Here is a 16175-nt window from a genome sequence, read left to right as displayed (position 1 = left end):
GGGGGACAAAGCCGTTGATCGATCCACTGAGCAGTGAGCTCGTGAACCACAAGATCAAGTCCGTCGAGGACCTGATCGCGGAGATCGGGCCGTTCCCGCGCGACAAGAAAGTCATCATGTGTCACGGCACCTTCGATGTCGTGCATCCGGGGCATGTGCGTCATCTGCTCTATGCCAAGCAGCATGCGGATGTTCTCGTCGCCAGCCTGACGGCGGACGCCCATATCGAGAAGGCCAATTTCAGGCCCTATGTCCCGCAGGACCTCCGCGCCATCAACCTGGCCGCGCTGGAGCTCGTCGACTATGTGATCGTTGACTCCGACCCCACGCCGCTGGCCAATCTGAAGGCGATCCAGCCGGACTATTTTGCCAAGGGCTACGAGTATTATCACGGGGCCATCCATCCGAAGACGGAGGAGGAGATCGCGGTCCTCGATTCCTATGGCGGCGAGGTGATTTTCACGCCGGGGGACATCGTCTACTCGTCATCGGCGCTGATCGAAGCCTCGCCACCGAATTTGGGCGTCGAGAAGCTGCTGCTCGTCATGAGCGGCGAATCAATCGGTTTTGCGGATCTCCGCGGCGCTCTCGACGCGATGAGAGATTTGCGGGTGCATGTGGTCGGGGACACGATCGTCGACAGCCTGACCCGGTGCAGCATGATCGGCGGCATGACCAAGACGCCGACCATGAGCGTGCGCTACGAGGAGCAGGATGACTATGTCGGCGGTGCGGGCATCGTGGCCAAGCATCTGCGGGCCGCAGGGGCCGAGGTCGTGTATTCGACGGTCCTGGGCGACGACGATTTCAAGGATTTCGCGATCGAGGATCTTAAGGAGGCCGGCGTCGAATGCCGGCCGATTATCGACCCGACGCGCCCGACGACCAACAAGAACGCAATCGTCGCCGACAATTACCGGCTGCTGAAGGTCGATACGCTCGACAACCGTTCCATATCGGAGAAGATCCGCGATGAGTTTACGGCGGCGATCCGGTCCGTCGAGACCGATATCGTCGTCTTCAGCGATTTCCGCCACGGCATATTCAATCGCGAAACGATCCCCGCGCTGGTCGACGCCATTCCCGGGAATGTTCTCCGGGTCGCGGACAGCCAGGTGGCGAGCCGGTGGGGCAATATTCTGGAATTCCAGAATTTTGACCTGATCACGCCGAATGAACGCGAGGCGCGCTTCGCGCTGGGGGACCAGGATTCCGTGGTGCGACCATTGGCCGAGGCCCTGCGTGAGCTTGCCAATTGCGAACTGCTTATTCTCAAGCTCGGTGACCGCGGCACGTTGACCTTCCGCAACCGGCCAGAAGGCGACCCGCGTGCCTTTTACTCGCTCGAGACATTCGCCGGTAACGTGAAAGACGCGGTGGGTGCGGGAGACGCGCTACTGGCCTACGCGACGCTCGCACTGAAGGCCACGGGTAACGATGTCATAGCATCCATCCTGGGCTCCATCGCCGCTGCGGTCGAGTGCGGGCATGACGGGAATATCCCGGTCACGCCCGACGATGTGCGCGGGCACATCGATATACTTGAGCGCCAGGCCCATTATCGCTGAGCGATCGAAGAACATGCGCGTCGTCGTCGTCGGTATCGGGGTTCAGGGTCGCAAGCGGCGGATGATTGCCGGCGATGAAGTGGTGGCCACGGTCGATCCCATCGCCGACGACGTCGACTTCGACAATCTTGAAGACGTTCCGCTCGATACATTCGATGCCGCGCTCGTTTGCACCCCCGACGACGCCAAGGAAACATTGCTGCGATATCTGCTGGGCCACGGCAAGCATGTGCTGGTCGAAAAGCCTCTGGTCGCCGCCACGACCGACGCGTTGCGTGAACTCGCGGCTCTCGCTCGCGACAAGGAGGCGGTTTGCTACACCGCCTATAACCACCGGTTCGAGCCGCACTTCGTGCGCATGAAGGAATGTATCGATTCCGGCGTGCTGGGCCGCATCTATTCCTGCCGGATGTTTTACGGGAACGGCACGGCGCGGCTGGTCCGGGATTCGCGCTGGCGCGACCAGGGGGCGGGCGTGCTGGGGGATCTGGGTTCGCATCTCCTCGATACGGCAAACTTCTGGTTCGGAACCCGCCCGACATCGTTCGAGGTGGTTTCCTCGAACCGTTTTGAAAACCGGTCTCCCGACCATGTGGTTCTGGTCAACGACGCTGTTTCGCCGCGACTGGAGTTCGAGATGACACTGCTGATGTGGCGGAACCATTTCACCTGCGACGTGCTGGGGGAAAAGGGCTCGGCGCATATCGAATCCCTGTGCAAATGGGGCCCGACGACATTTCGTCAGCGCACCCGCATATTGCCGTCCGGACGTCCGGAAGAGGACAGCGAAACGTTGGAACAGGACGATCCAACCTGGGCGCTTGAGTATGACCATTTCAAGTCGCTCTGCGCTCAAGCCGAGGGCACCAACCTCGATACGGATATCTGGATCAGCGACGAACTCGCCCGCCTGTCGGCGCCCGCGATCCGGATCGCGGACAAGGCCGGATGAGCGCGAAACCAATACGCGTCGGGTTCGCCGGAATGTCCCATCTCGGGCTGGTGAGTGCGGCGGGGGCGGCGGAGAAGGGTTTTTCCACTGTCGGGTACGATCCGGACCCGGCCCTGATTGCGGCGCTGACGCGTGGCGACCTGCCTGTCGTCGAGCCGGATCTCGACGCGCTCGTCGAGAAGAACGCCGGACTACTTCAGTTTACCGACGATGTTGCCGCACTGGGCGATTGTGACCTGGTCTTCGTGGCCCGTGACGTACCGACCGATGATGCGGGCCAGAGCGACCTCGCACCCATCCGCGCGCTGGTTGATGACCTGGCCGAGGCTTTATCCGAGACGGCGATCCTGACACTGTTGTGTCAGGTGCCGCCGGGATTTACGCGTTCGATCGATCGTTCGCCCGAAAAACTCTGCTATGTGGTCGAGACGCTGATCTTCGGCCAGGCCGTGCATCGGACACTCCAGCCCGAACGGTTCATCGTCGGGCTGCATGAGGGCGACGCCGGCATGCCCGAGGCGCTGGCGGCCTATCTCGGCGCCTATGGCTGCCCGCTCCTGCCGATGCGCTATGAAAGCGCCGAGCTCGCCAAGATCTCGATCAATCTGTTTTTGACTGCCAGTGTGACGACAACCAACACGATTGCCGAGATATGTGAACGTGTCGGCGCGGAATGGTCCGAGATTGCCCCGGCCTTGCGGCTGGACCGGCGCATCGGCCCGTACGCCTATCTCAATCCCGGTCTGGGCATTTCCGGGGGCAATCTGGAACGGGATATGGCGACCGCCATTGCGCTGGCAGAACGTCACGGGTCCGATGCGCGGGCGATCGAGGCTTATGTTGCCAACAGCGCTTACCGCAAGGGTTGGCCGCTGCGGACCCTTGCGCAGACGGTCCTTGGAGAACGGGAGGATGCCCGTATTGCCGTCCTGGGGCTGGCCTATAAAGAGGATTCGGACTCGGTGAAGAATTCACCGGCACTCGAGTTGCTGGATGCGCTGCGCGACTTCGATGTTGTGGCGTACGATCCGGTGGTTACGGTGGATCGGGCCTGGCATGACGGGCTGGTGGAGATGCCGACGATGGAAGCGGCGCTGGCGGGTGCGGATGCTGCGGTGATCATGACGCCCTGGGATGAGTTCCGGTCCCTGCAACCGGAGATTTTCGTGCGGGAGATGCGGGGCGACGTGATAATTGATCCCTATCGTTTGTATGATGCGAAAGTCGTGAGTTCGCACGGGCTTCGATATCACGGTCTGGGTTCAAGGCCGCGCTAAGTCTCCGATTGGGAACCGATCCGACCATGCATGTTCGCTATTCACCGCTGCCCCAGCAGTTCGCCGACGTCGATGAAGTCTTCGACGAGTTGCGCGCGCTTGTCGCCTCGGGCGATTTCACATTGGGAGCGCCGGTACGCGAGTTCGAGGCGTTGTTCGCCGAGATGCTGGGTGTGCGGCATGCCATCGGCGTGGGGTCGGGAACGGATTCGCTCAAACTGCCGCTCAAGGCCCTGGGGCTTGGGCCCGGCGACGAAGTCATCACCACGGCCAATACCTTCTATGCGACTGTCGGCGCGATCAACGAGGTCGGTGCCAAGCCTGCCTTCGTCGATTGCGACGACAATTTCTGCATGGATGTGGGGCAGCTCGAAGGCGCCATCACCGACCGGACCAAGGCGATCATGCCCGTGCACCTGACCGGCGACTGTTCCGACATGCCGGCGATCAACGCCATTGCCGAGGCCCATGGCCTGCCGGTGGTGGAAGATGCCTGTCAAAGCCTGTTGTCCGAATGGGACGGCGCGAAGGCCGGGACGTTCGGCATTGCCGCCGGATTCTCGATGCATCCACTCAAGATCATCAATGTCTGGGGCGATGCGGGCATCGTCGTGACCAATGACGACGAAATGGACCGTCAGCTGCGCCTGCTGCGCAATCACGGACTGCGCAACCGCGATGAGATGGAAATCCTCGGTTACAACACGCGTCTCGATTCAACCCAGGCGGTGGTCGGAAAATGGATCGTTAAACAGACGCCCGACATCGTGGCGCGGCGCGCCGAGGTTGCCGCCCACTATGATGCGGGCTTCGAATCCATCGACGGAGTGGTCATCCCGCGGCGCAACCCGCGCACCAGGCACGTATATCTTCTCTACATTCTGTTCGCCGAAGACCGCGATGCGTTGCTGCAGCATTGTCTCGATGCGGGCATCGAGGCGAAGGTCCATTATCCGATCGCGCTCTACCGGCAGGAGGCACTGGCCCATCTCGGCCATGTCGAGGGCGATTTCCCGGTCACCGACCGGCATGTCGAGACCATGATCAGTTTTCCGGTCGATCAGCACCTGACGCAGGCCGAGCAGGATTATGTGATCGAGACCGTCAAAGAGTTCTACGCAAGGTAAGTAACATGGCTGATTTCAAGGTTCCGTTCATCGATCTCCAGCAGCGTTACCAGGAGGAGCGCGATGAGCTGATCGCGATCTTCGACCGGGTGATGACGTCCGGGCATCTGGTGCTCACGCCGGAACTGGCCGAGTTCGAAGCCGATGTCGTCGCGTTCACGGGTGCCAAACACTGTATCGGCCTGAACTCGGGCACCGACGCGTTGCTCATGGGGCTCTGGGCCGCAGATGTGGGGCGCGGGGATGAGGTCATCACGACGCCGGTCTCGTTCGTTGCCACGACGGGGGCGATCGCGCATGTGGGTGCGGTTCCGGTTTATGTGGATGTGACCGACGATCAGAATATCGACCCATCGCTCATCGAGGCGGCGATCACGGACAAGACCAAGGCGATCATGCCGGTCCACTGGTGCGGCCGGATCGCCAACATGGACGAGGTCAACGCGATTGCGGACCGCCATGGCCTCTTCGTGGTGGAGGATTCAGCGCAGTGCATGGGCGCCTATTGGAAGGGACAGCATGGCGGGACCTTCGGCAAGGTCGGCGCGATTTCGACCCACCCGCTCAAGAATTTGAACGCACTCGGCGATGGCGGTTTTCTGCTCACCGACGATGATGAGATTGACCGTAAGGTGCGGCTGTATCGCAACCACGGCCTCGAAAGCCGTGATGATTGCGTCATGTATGGCGTCAACTCGCGGCTCGATATTCTCAACGCGGAAGTTCTCAAATACCGGCTGACCCGGCTGGAGGATGTCATCGCGCGGCGCGCGAAGAACGTGAACCAGTATCGCGAGATGATTACGACGGAGCAGGTGTTCATCCCGGCGGACAAGCCGGAAGAGCAGAATGCCTGGGTCATGTTCCTGGTCCAGGCCGACGACCGCGATGGCCTGCAGGCGCATCTGGCCGAGAACGGCGTTCAGAGCCTGATTTACTATGGAACACCGTTACATCTGCATAACGCGGCCGCACAGTGGGGGCGTTACAAGCGTGGCGACATGCCCGTCGCCGAAGCGCAATGCGACCGGGTGCTGGCGCTGCCGCACCATCAGTGCCTGACCGAAGATCAGGTCTCCTATGTCGCCGAGCAGGTCAACGCCTTCTACGCGTAGATATTCAGCGACCGAGCGCGTCGCGCAGCATTTTCTGGAATCGTCCCGCAGGATACGCGCGCGCTGCATTTTCGCCGATCCGGGTGCGTAGCTCCGGGTCCGAGCGCAGTCGTTTCAGCCATGTGGAGGCCGCATCGAGATCAGGCTCCGCCCAATGTTGCCCTGCGCCGGGATAAATGCCTTGCGGGTCATGGACATCTGTCGCTTCGAAGCCGACGAGGCACGCCGTCTGCGCAGTCATGAACTCCATGTTTCCCGACCAGCCGGTGGCGATGACGGGAAGTCCCATGCGCATGGCCTTGGCGAGCACGAGGCCAAAACCTTCGGAGCGGTGCAATGAAATCACCACATCCGCCGATGCGATGAAACGGGTGTATCCGGCCTCATCCACGGTGTCTTCGAGCAATCGAACGTTCTGATGCGCCGCGCAACGCCGTTCGAACGCCGCGACCACCGGGTCCGTTGACGACCCGTGTCCCAGCCGGATGCTGAGGCGGACAGCCGGGTCATCGCCGAATGCATTTCGGAATGCGAGAAGGGCGCCCTCGAGATTCTTGCGCGCGAGACTGGAGCGCGCGTCCCCGCCGGCGATCACATGAAACTCGACGTCACGGTCGGCCGTTCCCGACACAACAGGTGGCAGTTCCGGGAGGATATGCGGCACGGTCCTCACCGGGACAGTCGCGCCGGTCGAAAGCGCGGCGGTGCAGAAACCACTCGGGGTCCAGACTTCATGGACGTACTGCATCGCGCGCAACCAGCTTGCCGGTGCTTCAGGCAACTCCCATGCCCAGTATCCGATGATCTTGCGGCCGGCGAGGCGTTGGCGGCCGATCAGGCGCAGTGCGCGCGGAAGTTCCGGCGGGTTCAGATGGATGATGAGCGGGCCGGCATTTCCGGATCGGGTCGTCTGGTAACGCTCGGCGTGGATGTCGTTCTGGTGAAGCGCGTCGCTCAGATCAATCGTATCGGTCTCGATGCCCAATCCGCGCAACGCGTCGACACAGAGCCGTGCCGATTCCCCGATCCCGCTGGCCGCACCAAACAGCCCGGCGATCGTCGGGTCTGCCGTCGGGTTGTCGTAGTCTCCGGACCTTGGCGCCATGGCGGCTTCGATGGCATGGGCGAGCCGCCGTTTCGCCATGTTGAGGGATCGCGACAACGCCATCGTCATTCGCCCCGAAACCGTTGGCGAAGATACCCGAGCGGGGTCCAGTCGACAGCATCCAGGACTGTCGAGCGGGCTGCCGCGTCGTGTTTCTCGCGTTTGATGCGCCGCAGGCCGCCGATACCATCCCTGATGCCCCTTGCGACCGCACCGCCATTCCCCTGCAGGGCCGCGATGGTCAGGAAGAATCCGAGGATGATCAGGTGTATCGGGGCCAGCAGAATCAGGGGCCCGATCGGCATGTTCTTCGCGAAACACCAGACCAGGTTGCGTGTGCCGTGGTAACGCGCGAAATCCGACCGTCGACCGCCGCCCGCGCCGCCACCGACGTGATGCACCAACGCATCGATGACCTGCAGGCAGCGGTGGCCCCGTCGGCGCATCCGGAAGGCGAGATCGACATCCTCCACGTAGCAGAAAAAGTTTTCGTCGAAGCCCCCGGCATCCCGAAAGGCATTTGAACGATAGAGCGCCGCCGCGGCACAGGGCGAGAAGGTCTCGAACGTGTCATGGCCCTGCTTGCGCGCGTTGTCGAGACGTGCGCGTGAACGATCACGCCACGGGATACCGGCGACAAAGTAGCGGTCTCCGGCGCCATCCAGTTTGGCCGGATCGTTCGCCATGACCTGCGTTGAACCGAACATCGCGATGTCCGGATGGCGCTTCGTGGCTCCAACAAGGGTCTCAAGCCAGTCGGCGGCGGGGAACGCATCGGGGTTCAGCGTGGCGATCCATCTGCTCTGCGTGTTCGCGGCGCCGCGATTGTTGCCGGCAGCAAAACCGAGATTGGATTGCGGCTGCGAGATGGAAAATCGCGTGTCGTCACCGATTTCGGCACGGGCCAGGTCGAGGGACCGGTCACTTGAGGCGTTGTCCACGAGAACGACGGAGAAATCCGTATACGACTGCGCCTTCAGCGCCGCGACGCATCTGCGCAGATGTTCGCCCGCATTGAAGTTGACGATGATGACTGTGACGGAGGCCGACAATTCTGGGGTTGTCCGGATAGAGTTCAAAAGGGTTCATGCGGCCAACGGCGTGAGCGTGTTCCGTTCATCCGCCCGATGGGCCGGTTTCTCTTGCTCGGTGCGCGCTTTACCTCGGTTTGCGACGATCATACACCCTATGCCATTGATCCGGCTGTATTTAACTGGCGGCATGTTTCCCATGGGGCCAGAAAACATGGCTACTTGCAGGCAGCTTCCTTGACGCACCGGGGTCGCACCGATACTTCGTTCCTGTGCAGATCATCGACACAGATATTCCGGACGTCAAAATCGTCGATCCCGGCCGCCACATGGACAATCGCGGCTGGCTGAGCGAACTCTGGAATCCGGCGGTATTGGCCGAGGCGGGGCTCCCGGTCTCGTTCGCGCAGGACAATCTGACCCATAGCGCGGCGGTCGGTGTGATCCGCGCATTGCATTTTCAGATCCCGCCCCATGATCAGGGCAAGCTGATCGTATGCCTCTCGGGCGCCATCTACGATGTCGCGCTGGATGTCCGCAAGGGGTCGCCGACCTTCGGCAGACATGTGGGTGTTACCTTGCGCGGTGACTCGCCGCAGCAGCTATGGATCCCGCCGGGTTTTGCGCACGGATACTGCACGACCGAGCCCGACACCCTCGTCTTCTACAAGCTGACGGCACCCTATCGCGCCGAGGCGACAGGCGGTGTGTTGTGGCGTGACCCTGCGCTGGCGATCGATTGGCCGGTGGGCGTGGGCGATGCAATTGTGAATGCGCGCGACGAGGCCCTGCCGCTTCTGGCGGATCTCGAATCACCGTTCGGCCGGGATGACTGAAGCCACGCCCGCCGCGCTGCTGGTCGTCGGCGCCACGGGGCAGATCGGCGCACACATTCTGACGCGTCTGGGTGACCGGCCGGTCCTGGCGTTGGCGCGGGAGCCCGGCAGACTCCCCAGGCTCAAGAGCCTGCAGCCGGCCGCCTTCGAGGCCGAACAGGGGTTCGCACCCGATGCGGAACTGCCCCGGCAGGCGATCGCGACAATACCAGTATGGCGCCTCGCACCCCTCGCGGACCCGCTCGCGGAAGGCGGTGTGCAGCGCCTGGTCTGTTTCAGCACCACATCGGTGCTCGGCAAGGCGGATACGTCGACGGCGCATGAAAAGGCCGTGGTCGAGCGGGTTCTCGATGCCGAGCAAAAACTGCAGGACCGAAGCCGCACCCATGGCATGGCCCTGACAATCTTGCGGCCCACCCTGATCTACGGGACGGGCCGGGACCACACCGTTGCGGCGGCGGGGCGTTTCATTCGCCGGTTCGGCGTCTATCCTGTTTATGGCGACGCCATGGGTTCCCGCCAGCCCGTGCATGCCGACGATCTGGCGGCCGCGGCGCTATCTGCGCTGGATAACAGGCAGACCCATGGCCGCATCTACGCCCTCGGCGGCGGCGAGACCCTTTCCTACCGGGACATGATCGCAAGGATTTTCACGGTGCTGGAACGGTCACCGCGAATGATCAATATCCCGGCCTTGCCGCAGATACTGGCGCTCGCCGGCGGCGTCATTCCCGGCAGCGAGCTAAGCGCGGATGTCGCGCGACGGATGAATCGGGACCTTGCCTTCGATGTGGGCGCGGCGGCGGCGGATTTCGGCTATGCGCCCCGGCCGTTCCTTGCCGGCGGGCGCGGCGATCTGTTCGGGCCGGGTGAGGCGACCTAGCAGCCCTTCAGGCCCGCTTTCAGGCCGATCCGGGGAGTCCAGCCGGGCAAGGGAGTACCCTCCCACGGCGCCATGACCTCGCCGTCGCGATGGGGCCGGCGGCCCCAATCAATCTCGACGCGGCAATCGTTCGTCGACATCCACAATTCGGCCAGCTCACGCAGCGTGACGGCCTGCCCCGACGGCAGGGTGTGGCTGGCGCGGCCGCGAATTTCACCCGTCGCGAGAAGATTGCCCGCATGGACGAACCCGTCGACCAGATCGTCCACATGCACCATGTGGAGCAACTGATCGCCCGGAGTCGCATCGAGCGCTTCACCCCGGGTTGCGGTCTCGCGAAGCACGGCCAGGAACTTGCGCCGGGGATCGTCGGGGCCGTAGCTGTCGTAGATCTTGAGCGTGACCGCGTTCAAATCCGACTGCCGGCAATAATAGTCGATGATGTCATCGGCCGCCTGCTTGCTCGCGGCATAGAGCGTGTTCGGGGCCGGTGTCGGATCACCGGGGGCGCTCCCGGCGTTCTGCCATCCGGTGCCTGCGGCCACGAGGGCCGGGCATTTCGCGGCGACGGCCGCTTCGCAGAGCTGGGCCGTGAAGGTCACATTGTCTTCGATCAGTCCCGCGATATCGTCGGGCGTGTGGGCGCCCAGGAATCGCGCCGCGAGATGGAACACCGTATCGGGCTTCGCCCGGTCGAGACAGGCGATCAGATCGGCGCTGTCGCCCGTTGCGGTGTGGATTTTGATGTTGTCCGGCAACTCCGCGATGCGCGCCGGGTCGCTCGACGGGCGCGTGATCACGGTAATCGCGACACCGGCGTCGGCCAGACGGCCGGCGAGATGAAATCCAAGGAACCCCGTCGCACCGGTCACCAGCGCGGACGAGAAGTCTGGAGCCGGGCGCGAATCAGCCATCGGATGCCCGTTCGGCGCCGGCGATGAAATCGTCGATGCCGGTCTCGAACAGATCGGCCGAATTGCGAATCTTCGTTTCCGGCCAGTTCCACCATGCGATGGCCTCAAGTGCCGCGATCTGCGCGGGTTCGAACCGGCTCCGGACGTTCCTTGCCGGCACACCGACATTGACCGAGTATGACGCGATATCGCGGGAAACCACGGCGCCGGCGCCGATGACGGCCCCGTTTCCGATGGTCACGCCGCTGAGGATGATCGCACGGGCGCCGATCCACACATCATGTCCGATGGTGATGGGCCCGCGGGTGACGGCATCGGGGTTGGCCCCGCCGCTTTCCAGGAGACTGCGCACGGGATAGGTCGCGGGGCGGTCCGTCCGATGGTCGGTCTTGCAGAGGATCATGACTTCGGGCCCGACGGAACAATAATTCCCGACTGACACCGGACAGTCGGGCGACAGGCCGGCGAAGCTGTTTCGGTCGAGGCCGTAGGTGCCACGTCCGATCGAGATATAGCCGGGAAGCTGGCTCTTGCGCGGCGGGGCACCGAACAGGCGGCGGAGGCTGTAGCTGAGGCCCCCCATTCTAGACCTCGGTCGCGAAGTCGGGATAGGACGCATCGCGATCGGACATCAATGCCGGCTCGTGCGGCCAATCAATCCCAAATGCGGGGTCATCCCACCGCACCCCCTGCGCCAGCTCGGCCACATAGGGAGCTCCCATCAGATATTCGATGTCGCAATTATCCTCGAGCGTCAGGAATCCGTGTGCGCAACCGGGGGGCACGAAAAGGGCGTTCTGATGTTCCGGGGTGAGCTCGGCGCCGGTCCAGCTGCAGAAGGTTTCCGACCGGGGCCTGAGGTCGACGGCGACATCGAAGATGCGCCCACGTGTACAGCGGACGAGTTTCGGGTCGGGGGACGGTTCGGCCTGATAGTGCATGCCGCGCAGCGTGCCGCGCCGGTGGTTGCGCGAGATGTTCGTCTGGGTGATGCCGAAGCGAATGCCGGCTGCCCGAAACTCATCGGTGCAATAGCTTCGCGCAAAATCACCGCGTTCGTCTGCGATCGGTTCCGTCGCGATGACGAAGACTCCGGCGATTTCCGTGGGCATAAACTTCATCACAGGATGGTCAGCTCCGGCACGGCGACGACAAACCGACCACCCCATTCCGCGATATAATCATGGGCGACGGTGATCTCGCGTTTCAGGTTCCACGGCAATATCAGCACAAAGTCCGGCTTCGTGTCGCGCAACCGCGCGGGGGCGACGATCGGGATATGGCTGCCCGGCAGGAACTTGCCCTGTTTCTGGTCACTCACATCGGCCACGAAGTCGATAAGTGCCGCGTCCACCCCGCAATAGTTCAGGAGCGTGTTGCCCTTGGCGGCCGCCCCATAGGCGGCGACGGACTTACCGTCGTCCCCGGCCTTTGCCAGAAACGCGAGCAGCCCGTCGCGGATGGCCTCCACACGCGCCTGGAACCCGGCGTAACTCGCGACCTTGTCGAGCCCCATCGCGGCCTCGTCGCGGCGGACCTTTGCGAGGCCGGATCCTTCCGGGCGTGCCGCGCCGTCTGCGTGCGACGCGAATATTCGCAAACTCCCGCCATGGGTCGGTAATTCTTCGACGTCGAACAACCGCAGCCCGTGCCGGGCGAAGACCTTTTCGACGACGAGCAGTGAAAAATAGGAGAAATGCTCGTGGTAGATCGTGTCGAACTGCGCATGCTCGATCAGCCGCGCCAGATGGGGGAACTCCATGGTCAGGACGCCGTCTTCCGCCAGCAGACGGGCGAGACCGGCGACGAAGTCGTTCAGGTCCGGCACATGGGCCAGCACGTTGTTGCCGAGCAGGAGGTCCGCTTGGGTTCCCTTGCTTCGCAGGGCATCTGCCAGTTCGAGGCCGAAGAATGCGGCCATGGTCGGCACGCCGTTCGCCTCGGCCGCCTCGGCGACGTTGGCGGCGGGTTCGATCCCGAGGACGGGGATTCCCGCCTTGACGAAATGTTGCAGCAGGTAGCCGTCGTTGCTGGCGACTTCGACGACCGAGCTCGAGGAATCCAGATCGAAACGCTTGGTCGCCATCTTCGTATAGGCTTCGGCATGGGCGACCCAGCTCGTCGAGAAAGATGAGAAGTAGGCGTATTCGGAGAAAATCTCCTCGGCAGGCACGACGTCTTCCGCCTGGACGAGGAGGCAGTTGTCACACACGCGCGCGTGGAGCGGATAGGACGGGTCCGGGGTGCCGGGGTCGGCGTTGTCCAGGTAGCTGTTCGCGAGCGGTGTCGCACCCAGATCGGCAAAGCTGGTCCGCAGGACCTCGCCACAGAAACGGCATGCCGGATGTGTGCCGGTGACGGCGTTCATGATGCGAGATCCCGATAGGCGTTGATCTGTGCCTCGACGAGATCGCGCGGGGATGCACCCTGCAACGCCCGGGCGTGCCAGCGCGCTGTCCACTCGGCGGCATCCGTCTGCGAGAGGCGCGGTCGCCAATCCAGTGTCGTGGCCGCAAGCGTCGCATCGAGGGCCAGATTGGTGGCTTCCGCAGGCCCGTCCTCCGGCACGTGGTGCCAATCCTGGACGTCGATGCCTTCGGTGCGGGCGGTTTCGATCACACGTTCCAGGACCCAGCGCACCGGCTGTGCCGATTCCACATCGGGGCCGAAGTTGAGCGCGGTCGGAAGCGTTGCATCCTTGTCGCGCACCAGGGCCTCGGCATAGCGCATATAGCCCGCCAGCACGTCGAGCACATGTTGCCACGGTCGCGTCGCGTCGGGGTTGCGGACCTGGAGCGCGTCGCCCGCGCCGATGGCCCGGAACAGGTCGGGCAATATCCGGTCCTCCGACCAGTCGCCGCCGCCGATGACATTGCCGGCGCGCGCGGTGGCGAGCCGCGGTGCACGCTCGCGGTTTTCGAGGATGCCTTTGCGCCAGCCGGCGCTGAGCGTTTCCTGCGCCGCCTTCGACGCCCCATAAGGCTCGCTGCCCCCCAACGGGTCGGATTCCACGAACGGGCGGCCGCTATTGTCGTTCCTGTAACATTTGTCGCTGGTGACAACCAAAATCGCGCGGAGCCCCGCACAGGCGGAGAGCTTTTCAAGAAGATTTCCGGTGCCCTGCACGTTGCTCGCGTAGGTGCCCAGCGGGTCGCGATGGGCGCGGCGGACCAGGGACTGGGCGGCCAGATGAATGACGATATCCGGGTCGGCGGCGGCGCAGGCGATTTCCACAGCCTCGCGATCACGGATGTCGCCCGTCATGGAGGTGAGGTATGTCCACGCGCCCAGGTCACGGAACAGGTTTGCGCCCGGCTCGGGAGGGAGCGCGAAACCATGCACCTCGGCGCCCAGCATCTCCAGCCACGCGCACAGCCAGGCGCCCTTGAAGCCGGTATGGCCGGTCACGAGGACGCGCCGTCCGCGCCAGAAGTCCTGATCGGGATTGCTCATCGTCACTCTATGCCGGTTTGTTGGGGTCTGGCGCGCGCCACCGTCCGGGATGCCGGGATGTGAAGCAAATATCCGACCGTCCCGAACAGCCGGGCCACGTCTCGCCATGCCTGTGCGCGGCGCAGGGTCAGACCATTCCCGATTGCTTTCAAGGTGTAACGCAGCAGGTTGGGCCAGGCGATCGCGGCGCAGGCGACGCGGCCATGATATTTTTGTTCGAGATAAAGCCGAGACCAGGCCATGTGCCAGTATTTTTCCCAACGGTAATGCGCGCTCGGTCGGACCGACCCGCCACCGCCATGGTTGACCATGGCATCGGGCACCAGAATGGCACTGAAGCCCTTGCGGCGTATGCGCATGCAGAAATCATCGTCTTCGTAGTACAGAAAGATCGCGTCGTCGAACGGCCCGATGTCCCGAAATGACGCCATGCGAAGCAGAACCACCGCGCCGGAGAGATATTCCGCACAACAGGGGCCATCGGGTGGCGTTTCGCCGGCCCGTGCCGGCAACAGGTGGCGCCGGAAAAGTTCGGCATCGTGCGCCGGCTCATATGCGCCAGCGTCGTCGAGCACACAGGGTGCGAGCAGGGCGGCGTCCGGATACGCGTCGGCGGCGGCAAGCAGCCGTTCCAGCGCGATCGTATCGACCCGGGAATCGGGATTAGCCAGAAGCGCAAACTCACGCGTTACCTTCGCGAGGCCCTGGTTGGCGCCCGCGCCGTAGCCCACGCCGATCGCATTTTCCTGGATATCCGCATGGGGTACCAGCCGCCGCACGAGGTCCGGCGTCCCATCGTCGCTGGCGTTGTCGATAACGACCACTTCGGCATCGTCGCCAATGCCGGCCAGGCAATTTTCGATGACCGCGCGGCTGTGATGGGTTACCGCCACAACCGAGACCCGTCGCCACGGATCGGTGTGTGTCGTCCTCATATTCTCGGTTGTGGGAGTCACGCCCGGCGCCAGTTTTCTGCGGTGAAGATGGATCGGGATATTGGCCCCGGCGGTCGCGTCGCCACAAGAGGTGTCAGGCGTCTCCCAGCAGCATTTCCCGTGCCAGACCGAACAGTTGACCATCGCTGTCGAACAAAGATTCGAGCACGCTGAAATGGTTGCTGCCGTGGATGCTGGCGATTCTGACATGGGTGCCGTGACTGCGGCAGTGTGTGGCAAAGGCTTCGGCCTGGCGGTGGAACTCGCGCCCTTCATGGGAACCGAGTGCCACCACCGTTTTGGCCCCGGTTCGGGGGAGTGCAAACATCGGGCTGAGTGCGGCGGCGCTCACCGCGTCGAGTCCCAGCGGGTCGCCGATTGGCGTGTGCCGGAGCGGTTCGATGTCGAAAACACCGCTGATCGGCATGGCACTCTTCACGACATCGTTCGGGAGGCTATCGTCGAACGCGGTCCAGTCCGTTGTCAGAACCACGCCGGTGAGATGTCCGCCGGCGGAATGCCCGCTGACCTGAATCCGGTCCCGGTCATAGCCGAGGTCGGGGCCTTGCTTCCAGATATGCGCAATACCCGCGCGGACATGGTCGACGAGTTCCGCGAGGGAAACGCCGGGGCAGAGGGGATATTCAAGGTTTGCGAAGCCGATACCTGCGTCCAGAAACGGTTTGGCCAGAAACGCATATTCGTCCTTGTCGTTCCACTGCCAGTACCCGCCATGGATGAAGACGTGGAGCGGCGGGTTTACCACGTCGGGCAGAAACAGGTCGAACCGGTCCCTTGGTCCGTCGCCATATGCCAGATCGACCCGCCCGTTCTTCGCGTCGGCGCGGAGCTTGTCGCTGCGCGCGGCACCCTCGGCAATGAGCGATGCGAACTCCGCCACCTTGCCGCGGTTGTTGTACTCGGCGAACAGCGTGTCCGCGTCGTAGTCGAGATACACAATTTCGCCCATTTGAAACCC

General features: G+C 63.2%; 16 protein-coding genes. 7 read left to right on the top strand and 9 right to left on the bottom strand.

The annotated features are described in order from the left end of the window. Window positions 1-14: 14 nt before the first annotated feature. The 5 genes from ABJ363_11835 to ABJ363_11815 are packed head-to-tail and all read left to right on the top strand — an operon-like array spanning window position 15 to window position 6039. Window positions 15-1568 carry a PfkB family carbohydrate kinase gene (locus ABJ363_11835; GenBank protein MEP4379683.1) on the top strand — a complete coding sequence of 518 codons (1554 nt, stop codon included), beginning with the start codon at window positions 15-17 and terminating at the stop codon, window positions 1566-1568. Window positions 1569-1581: 13 nt separating this feature from the next. Continuing rightward, window positions 1582-2520: a Gfo/Idh/MocA family oxidoreductase gene (locus tag ABJ363_11830; GenBank protein ID MEP4379682.1), complete on the top strand. Its 939-nt coding sequence runs from the start codon at window positions 1582-1584 to the stop codon at window positions 2518-2520. Continuing rightward, a complete protein-coding gene (locus tag ABJ363_11825) occupies window positions 2517-3797 on the top strand; it encodes a nucleotide sugar dehydrogenase (protein MEP4379681.1) in 1281 nt (426 codons plus the stop codon). The genes ABJ363_11830 and ABJ363_11825 overlap by 4 nt, the downstream gene beginning before the upstream one ends. Before the next feature lie 26 nt (window positions 3798-3823). Continuing rightward, window positions 3824-4924 carry a DegT/DnrJ/EryC1/StrS family aminotransferase gene (locus ABJ363_11820; GenBank protein ID MEP4379680.1) on the top strand — a complete coding sequence of 367 codons (1101 nt, stop codon included), beginning with the start codon at window positions 3824-3826 and terminating at the stop codon, window positions 4922-4924. 5 nt (window positions 4925-4929) lie between these two features. Beyond that, window positions 4930-6039 carry a DegT/DnrJ/EryC1/StrS family aminotransferase gene (locus tag ABJ363_11815; protein MEP4379679.1) on the top strand — a complete coding sequence of 370 codons (1110 nt, stop codon included), beginning with the start codon at window positions 4930-4932 and terminating at the stop codon, window positions 6037-6039. A 4-nt stretch (window positions 6040-6043) separates the two neighbouring features. On the opposite strand, the gene ABJ363_11810 is transcribed toward ABJ363_11815, so the two are convergent. After that, window positions 6044-7207 carry a glycosyltransferase gene (locus ABJ363_11810; protein ID MEP4379678.1) on the bottom strand — a complete coding sequence of 388 codons (1164 nt, stop codon included), beginning with the start codon at window positions 7205-7207 and terminating at the stop codon, window positions 6044-6046. Between the two features lie 2 nt (window positions 7208-7209). After that, complete coding sequence (locus ABJ363_11805; GenBank protein ID MEP4379677.1) at window positions 7210-8196, bottom strand: glycosyltransferase family 2 protein; 987 nt, start codon at window positions 8194-8196, stop codon at window positions 7210-7212. A 251-nt stretch (window positions 8197-8447) separates the two neighbouring features. Between ABJ363_11805 and rfbC (ABJ363_11800) the strand changes: the two genes are divergently transcribed. Both rfbC (ABJ363_11800) and ABJ363_11795 read left to right on the top strand, forming a co-directional pair. After that, the gene (gene rfbC / locus ABJ363_11800; protein MEP4379676.1) at window positions 8448-9011 is read left to right on the top strand and encodes a dTDP-4-dehydrorhamnose 3,5-epimerase; all 564 of its coding nucleotides are present in this window, start codon (window positions 8448-8450) and stop codon (window positions 9009-9011) included. Then, a complete protein-coding gene (locus ABJ363_11795) occupies window positions 9004-9894 on the top strand; it encodes an NAD-dependent epimerase/dehydratase family protein (protein ID MEP4379675.1) in 891 nt (296 codons plus the stop codon). Before rfbC (ABJ363_11800) ends, ABJ363_11795 begins: the two co-directional genes overlap by 8 nt. Here ABJ363_11795 and ABJ363_11790 read toward each other — a convergent pair. The 7 genes from ABJ363_11790 to ABJ363_11760 form a co-directional block, all read right to left on the bottom strand. After that, entirely contained in the window at window positions 9891-10808 is a 918-nt protein-coding gene (locus ABJ363_11790) for an NAD(P)-dependent oxidoreductase (GenBank protein MEP4379674.1), read from the bottom strand. The two genes, ABJ363_11795 and ABJ363_11790, sit on opposite strands and share 4 nt — an antisense overlap. Then, window positions 10801-11391, bottom strand: a complete 591-nt coding sequence (locus tag ABJ363_11785) for a CatB-related O-acetyltransferase (protein ID MEP4379673.1) — start codon at window positions 11389-11391, stop codon at window positions 10801-10803. The genes ABJ363_11790 and ABJ363_11785 overlap by 8 nt, the downstream gene beginning before the upstream one ends. Before the next feature lies 1 nt (window position 11392). Further along, complete coding sequence (gene rfbC / locus ABJ363_11780) at window positions 11393-11929, bottom strand: dTDP-4-dehydrorhamnose 3,5-epimerase (protein ID MEP4379672.1); 537 nt, start codon at window positions 11927-11929, stop codon at window positions 11393-11395. After that, window positions 11929-13176 (bottom strand): class I SAM-dependent methyltransferase, encoded by a 1248-nt coding sequence (locus ABJ363_11775; protein ID MEP4379671.1) that lies wholly within the window; start codon window positions 13174-13176, stop codon window positions 11929-11931. Before ABJ363_11775 ends, rfbC (ABJ363_11780) begins: the two co-directional genes overlap by 1 nt. Beyond that, window positions 13173-14261 carry a CDP-glucose 4,6-dehydratase gene (gene rfbG / locus ABJ363_11770; GenBank protein MEP4379670.1) on the bottom strand — a complete coding sequence of 363 codons (1089 nt, stop codon included), beginning with the start codon at window positions 14259-14261 and terminating at the stop codon, window positions 13173-13175. The genes ABJ363_11775 and rfbG overlap by 4 nt, the downstream gene beginning before the upstream one ends. A 2-nt stretch (window positions 14262-14263) precedes the next feature. After that, window positions 14264-15196 (bottom strand): glycosyltransferase, encoded by a 933-nt coding sequence (locus tag ABJ363_11765; protein ID MEP4379669.1) that lies wholly within the window; start codon window positions 15194-15196, stop codon window positions 14264-14266. 94 nt (window positions 15197-15290) lie between these two features. Beyond that, complete coding sequence (locus ABJ363_11760; protein ID MEP4379668.1) at window positions 15291-16166, bottom strand: alpha/beta hydrolase; 876 nt, start codon at window positions 16164-16166, stop codon at window positions 15291-15293. Window positions 16167-16175: the final 9 nt, after the last annotated feature.

It is taken from the genome of Alphaproteobacteria bacterium (genome assembly GCA_039980135.1).
Taxonomy (GTDB): Bacteria; Pseudomonadota; Alphaproteobacteria; order UBA6615; family UBA6615; genus UBA8079.
The sequence above is the reverse complement of the archived record's forward strand: the minus strand, read 5'-3'. Positions and strand labels throughout refer to the sequence as shown.

Excerpts from the sequence above, each read along its gene's own strand:
- ABJ363_11820 (MEP4379680.1), top strand. The coding sequence starts at position 3,824 with ATGCATGTTCGCTATTCACCGCTGCCCCAGCAGTTCGCCGACGTCGAT.
- ABJ363_11815 (MEP4379679.1), top strand. The coding sequence starts at position 4,930 with ATGGCTGATTTCAAGGTTCCGTTCATCGATCTCCAGCAGCGTTACCAG.
- ABJ363_11785 (MEP4379673.1), bottom strand. The coding sequence starts at position 11,391 with ATGGGGGGCCTCAGCTACAGCCTCCGCCGCCTGTTCGGTGCCCCGCCG.
- rfbG (MEP4379670.1), bottom strand. The coding sequence starts at position 14,261 with ATGAGCAATCCCGATCAGGACTTCTGGCGCGGACGGCGCGTCCTCGTG.
- ABJ363_11790 (MEP4379674.1), bottom strand. The coding sequence starts at position 10,808 with ATGGCTGATTCGCGCCCGGCTCCAGACTTCTCGTCCGCGCTGGTGACC.
- ABJ363_11765 (MEP4379669.1), bottom strand. The coding sequence starts at position 15,196 with ATGAGGACGACACACACCGATCCGTGGCGACGGGTCTCGGTTGTGGCG.
- rfbC (MEP4379672.1), bottom strand. The coding sequence starts at position 11,929 with ATGAAGTTTATGCCCACGGAAATCGCCGGAGTCTTCGTCATCGCGACG.
- ABJ363_11775 (MEP4379671.1), bottom strand. The coding sequence starts at position 13,176 with ATGAACGCCGTCACCGGCACACATCCGGCATGCCGTTTCTGTGGCGAG.
- ABJ363_11795 (MEP4379675.1), top strand. The coding sequence starts at position 9,004 with ATGACTGAAGCCACGCCCGCCGCGCTGCTGGTCGTCGGCGCCACGGGG.
- ABJ363_11830 (MEP4379682.1), top strand. The coding sequence starts at position 1,582 with ATGCGCGTCGTCGTCGTCGGTATCGGGGTTCAGGGTCGCAAGCGGCGG.
- ABJ363_11825 (MEP4379681.1), top strand. The coding sequence starts at position 2,517 with ATGAGCGCGAAACCAATACGCGTCGGGTTCGCCGGAATGTCCCATCTC.
- ABJ363_11810 (MEP4379678.1), bottom strand. The coding sequence starts at position 7,207 with ATGGCGTTGTCGCGATCCCTCAACATGGCGAAACGGCGGCTCGCCCAT.
- ABJ363_11760 (MEP4379668.1), bottom strand. The coding sequence starts at position 16,166 with ATGGGCGAAATTGTGTATCTCGACTACGACGCGGACACGCTGTTCGCC.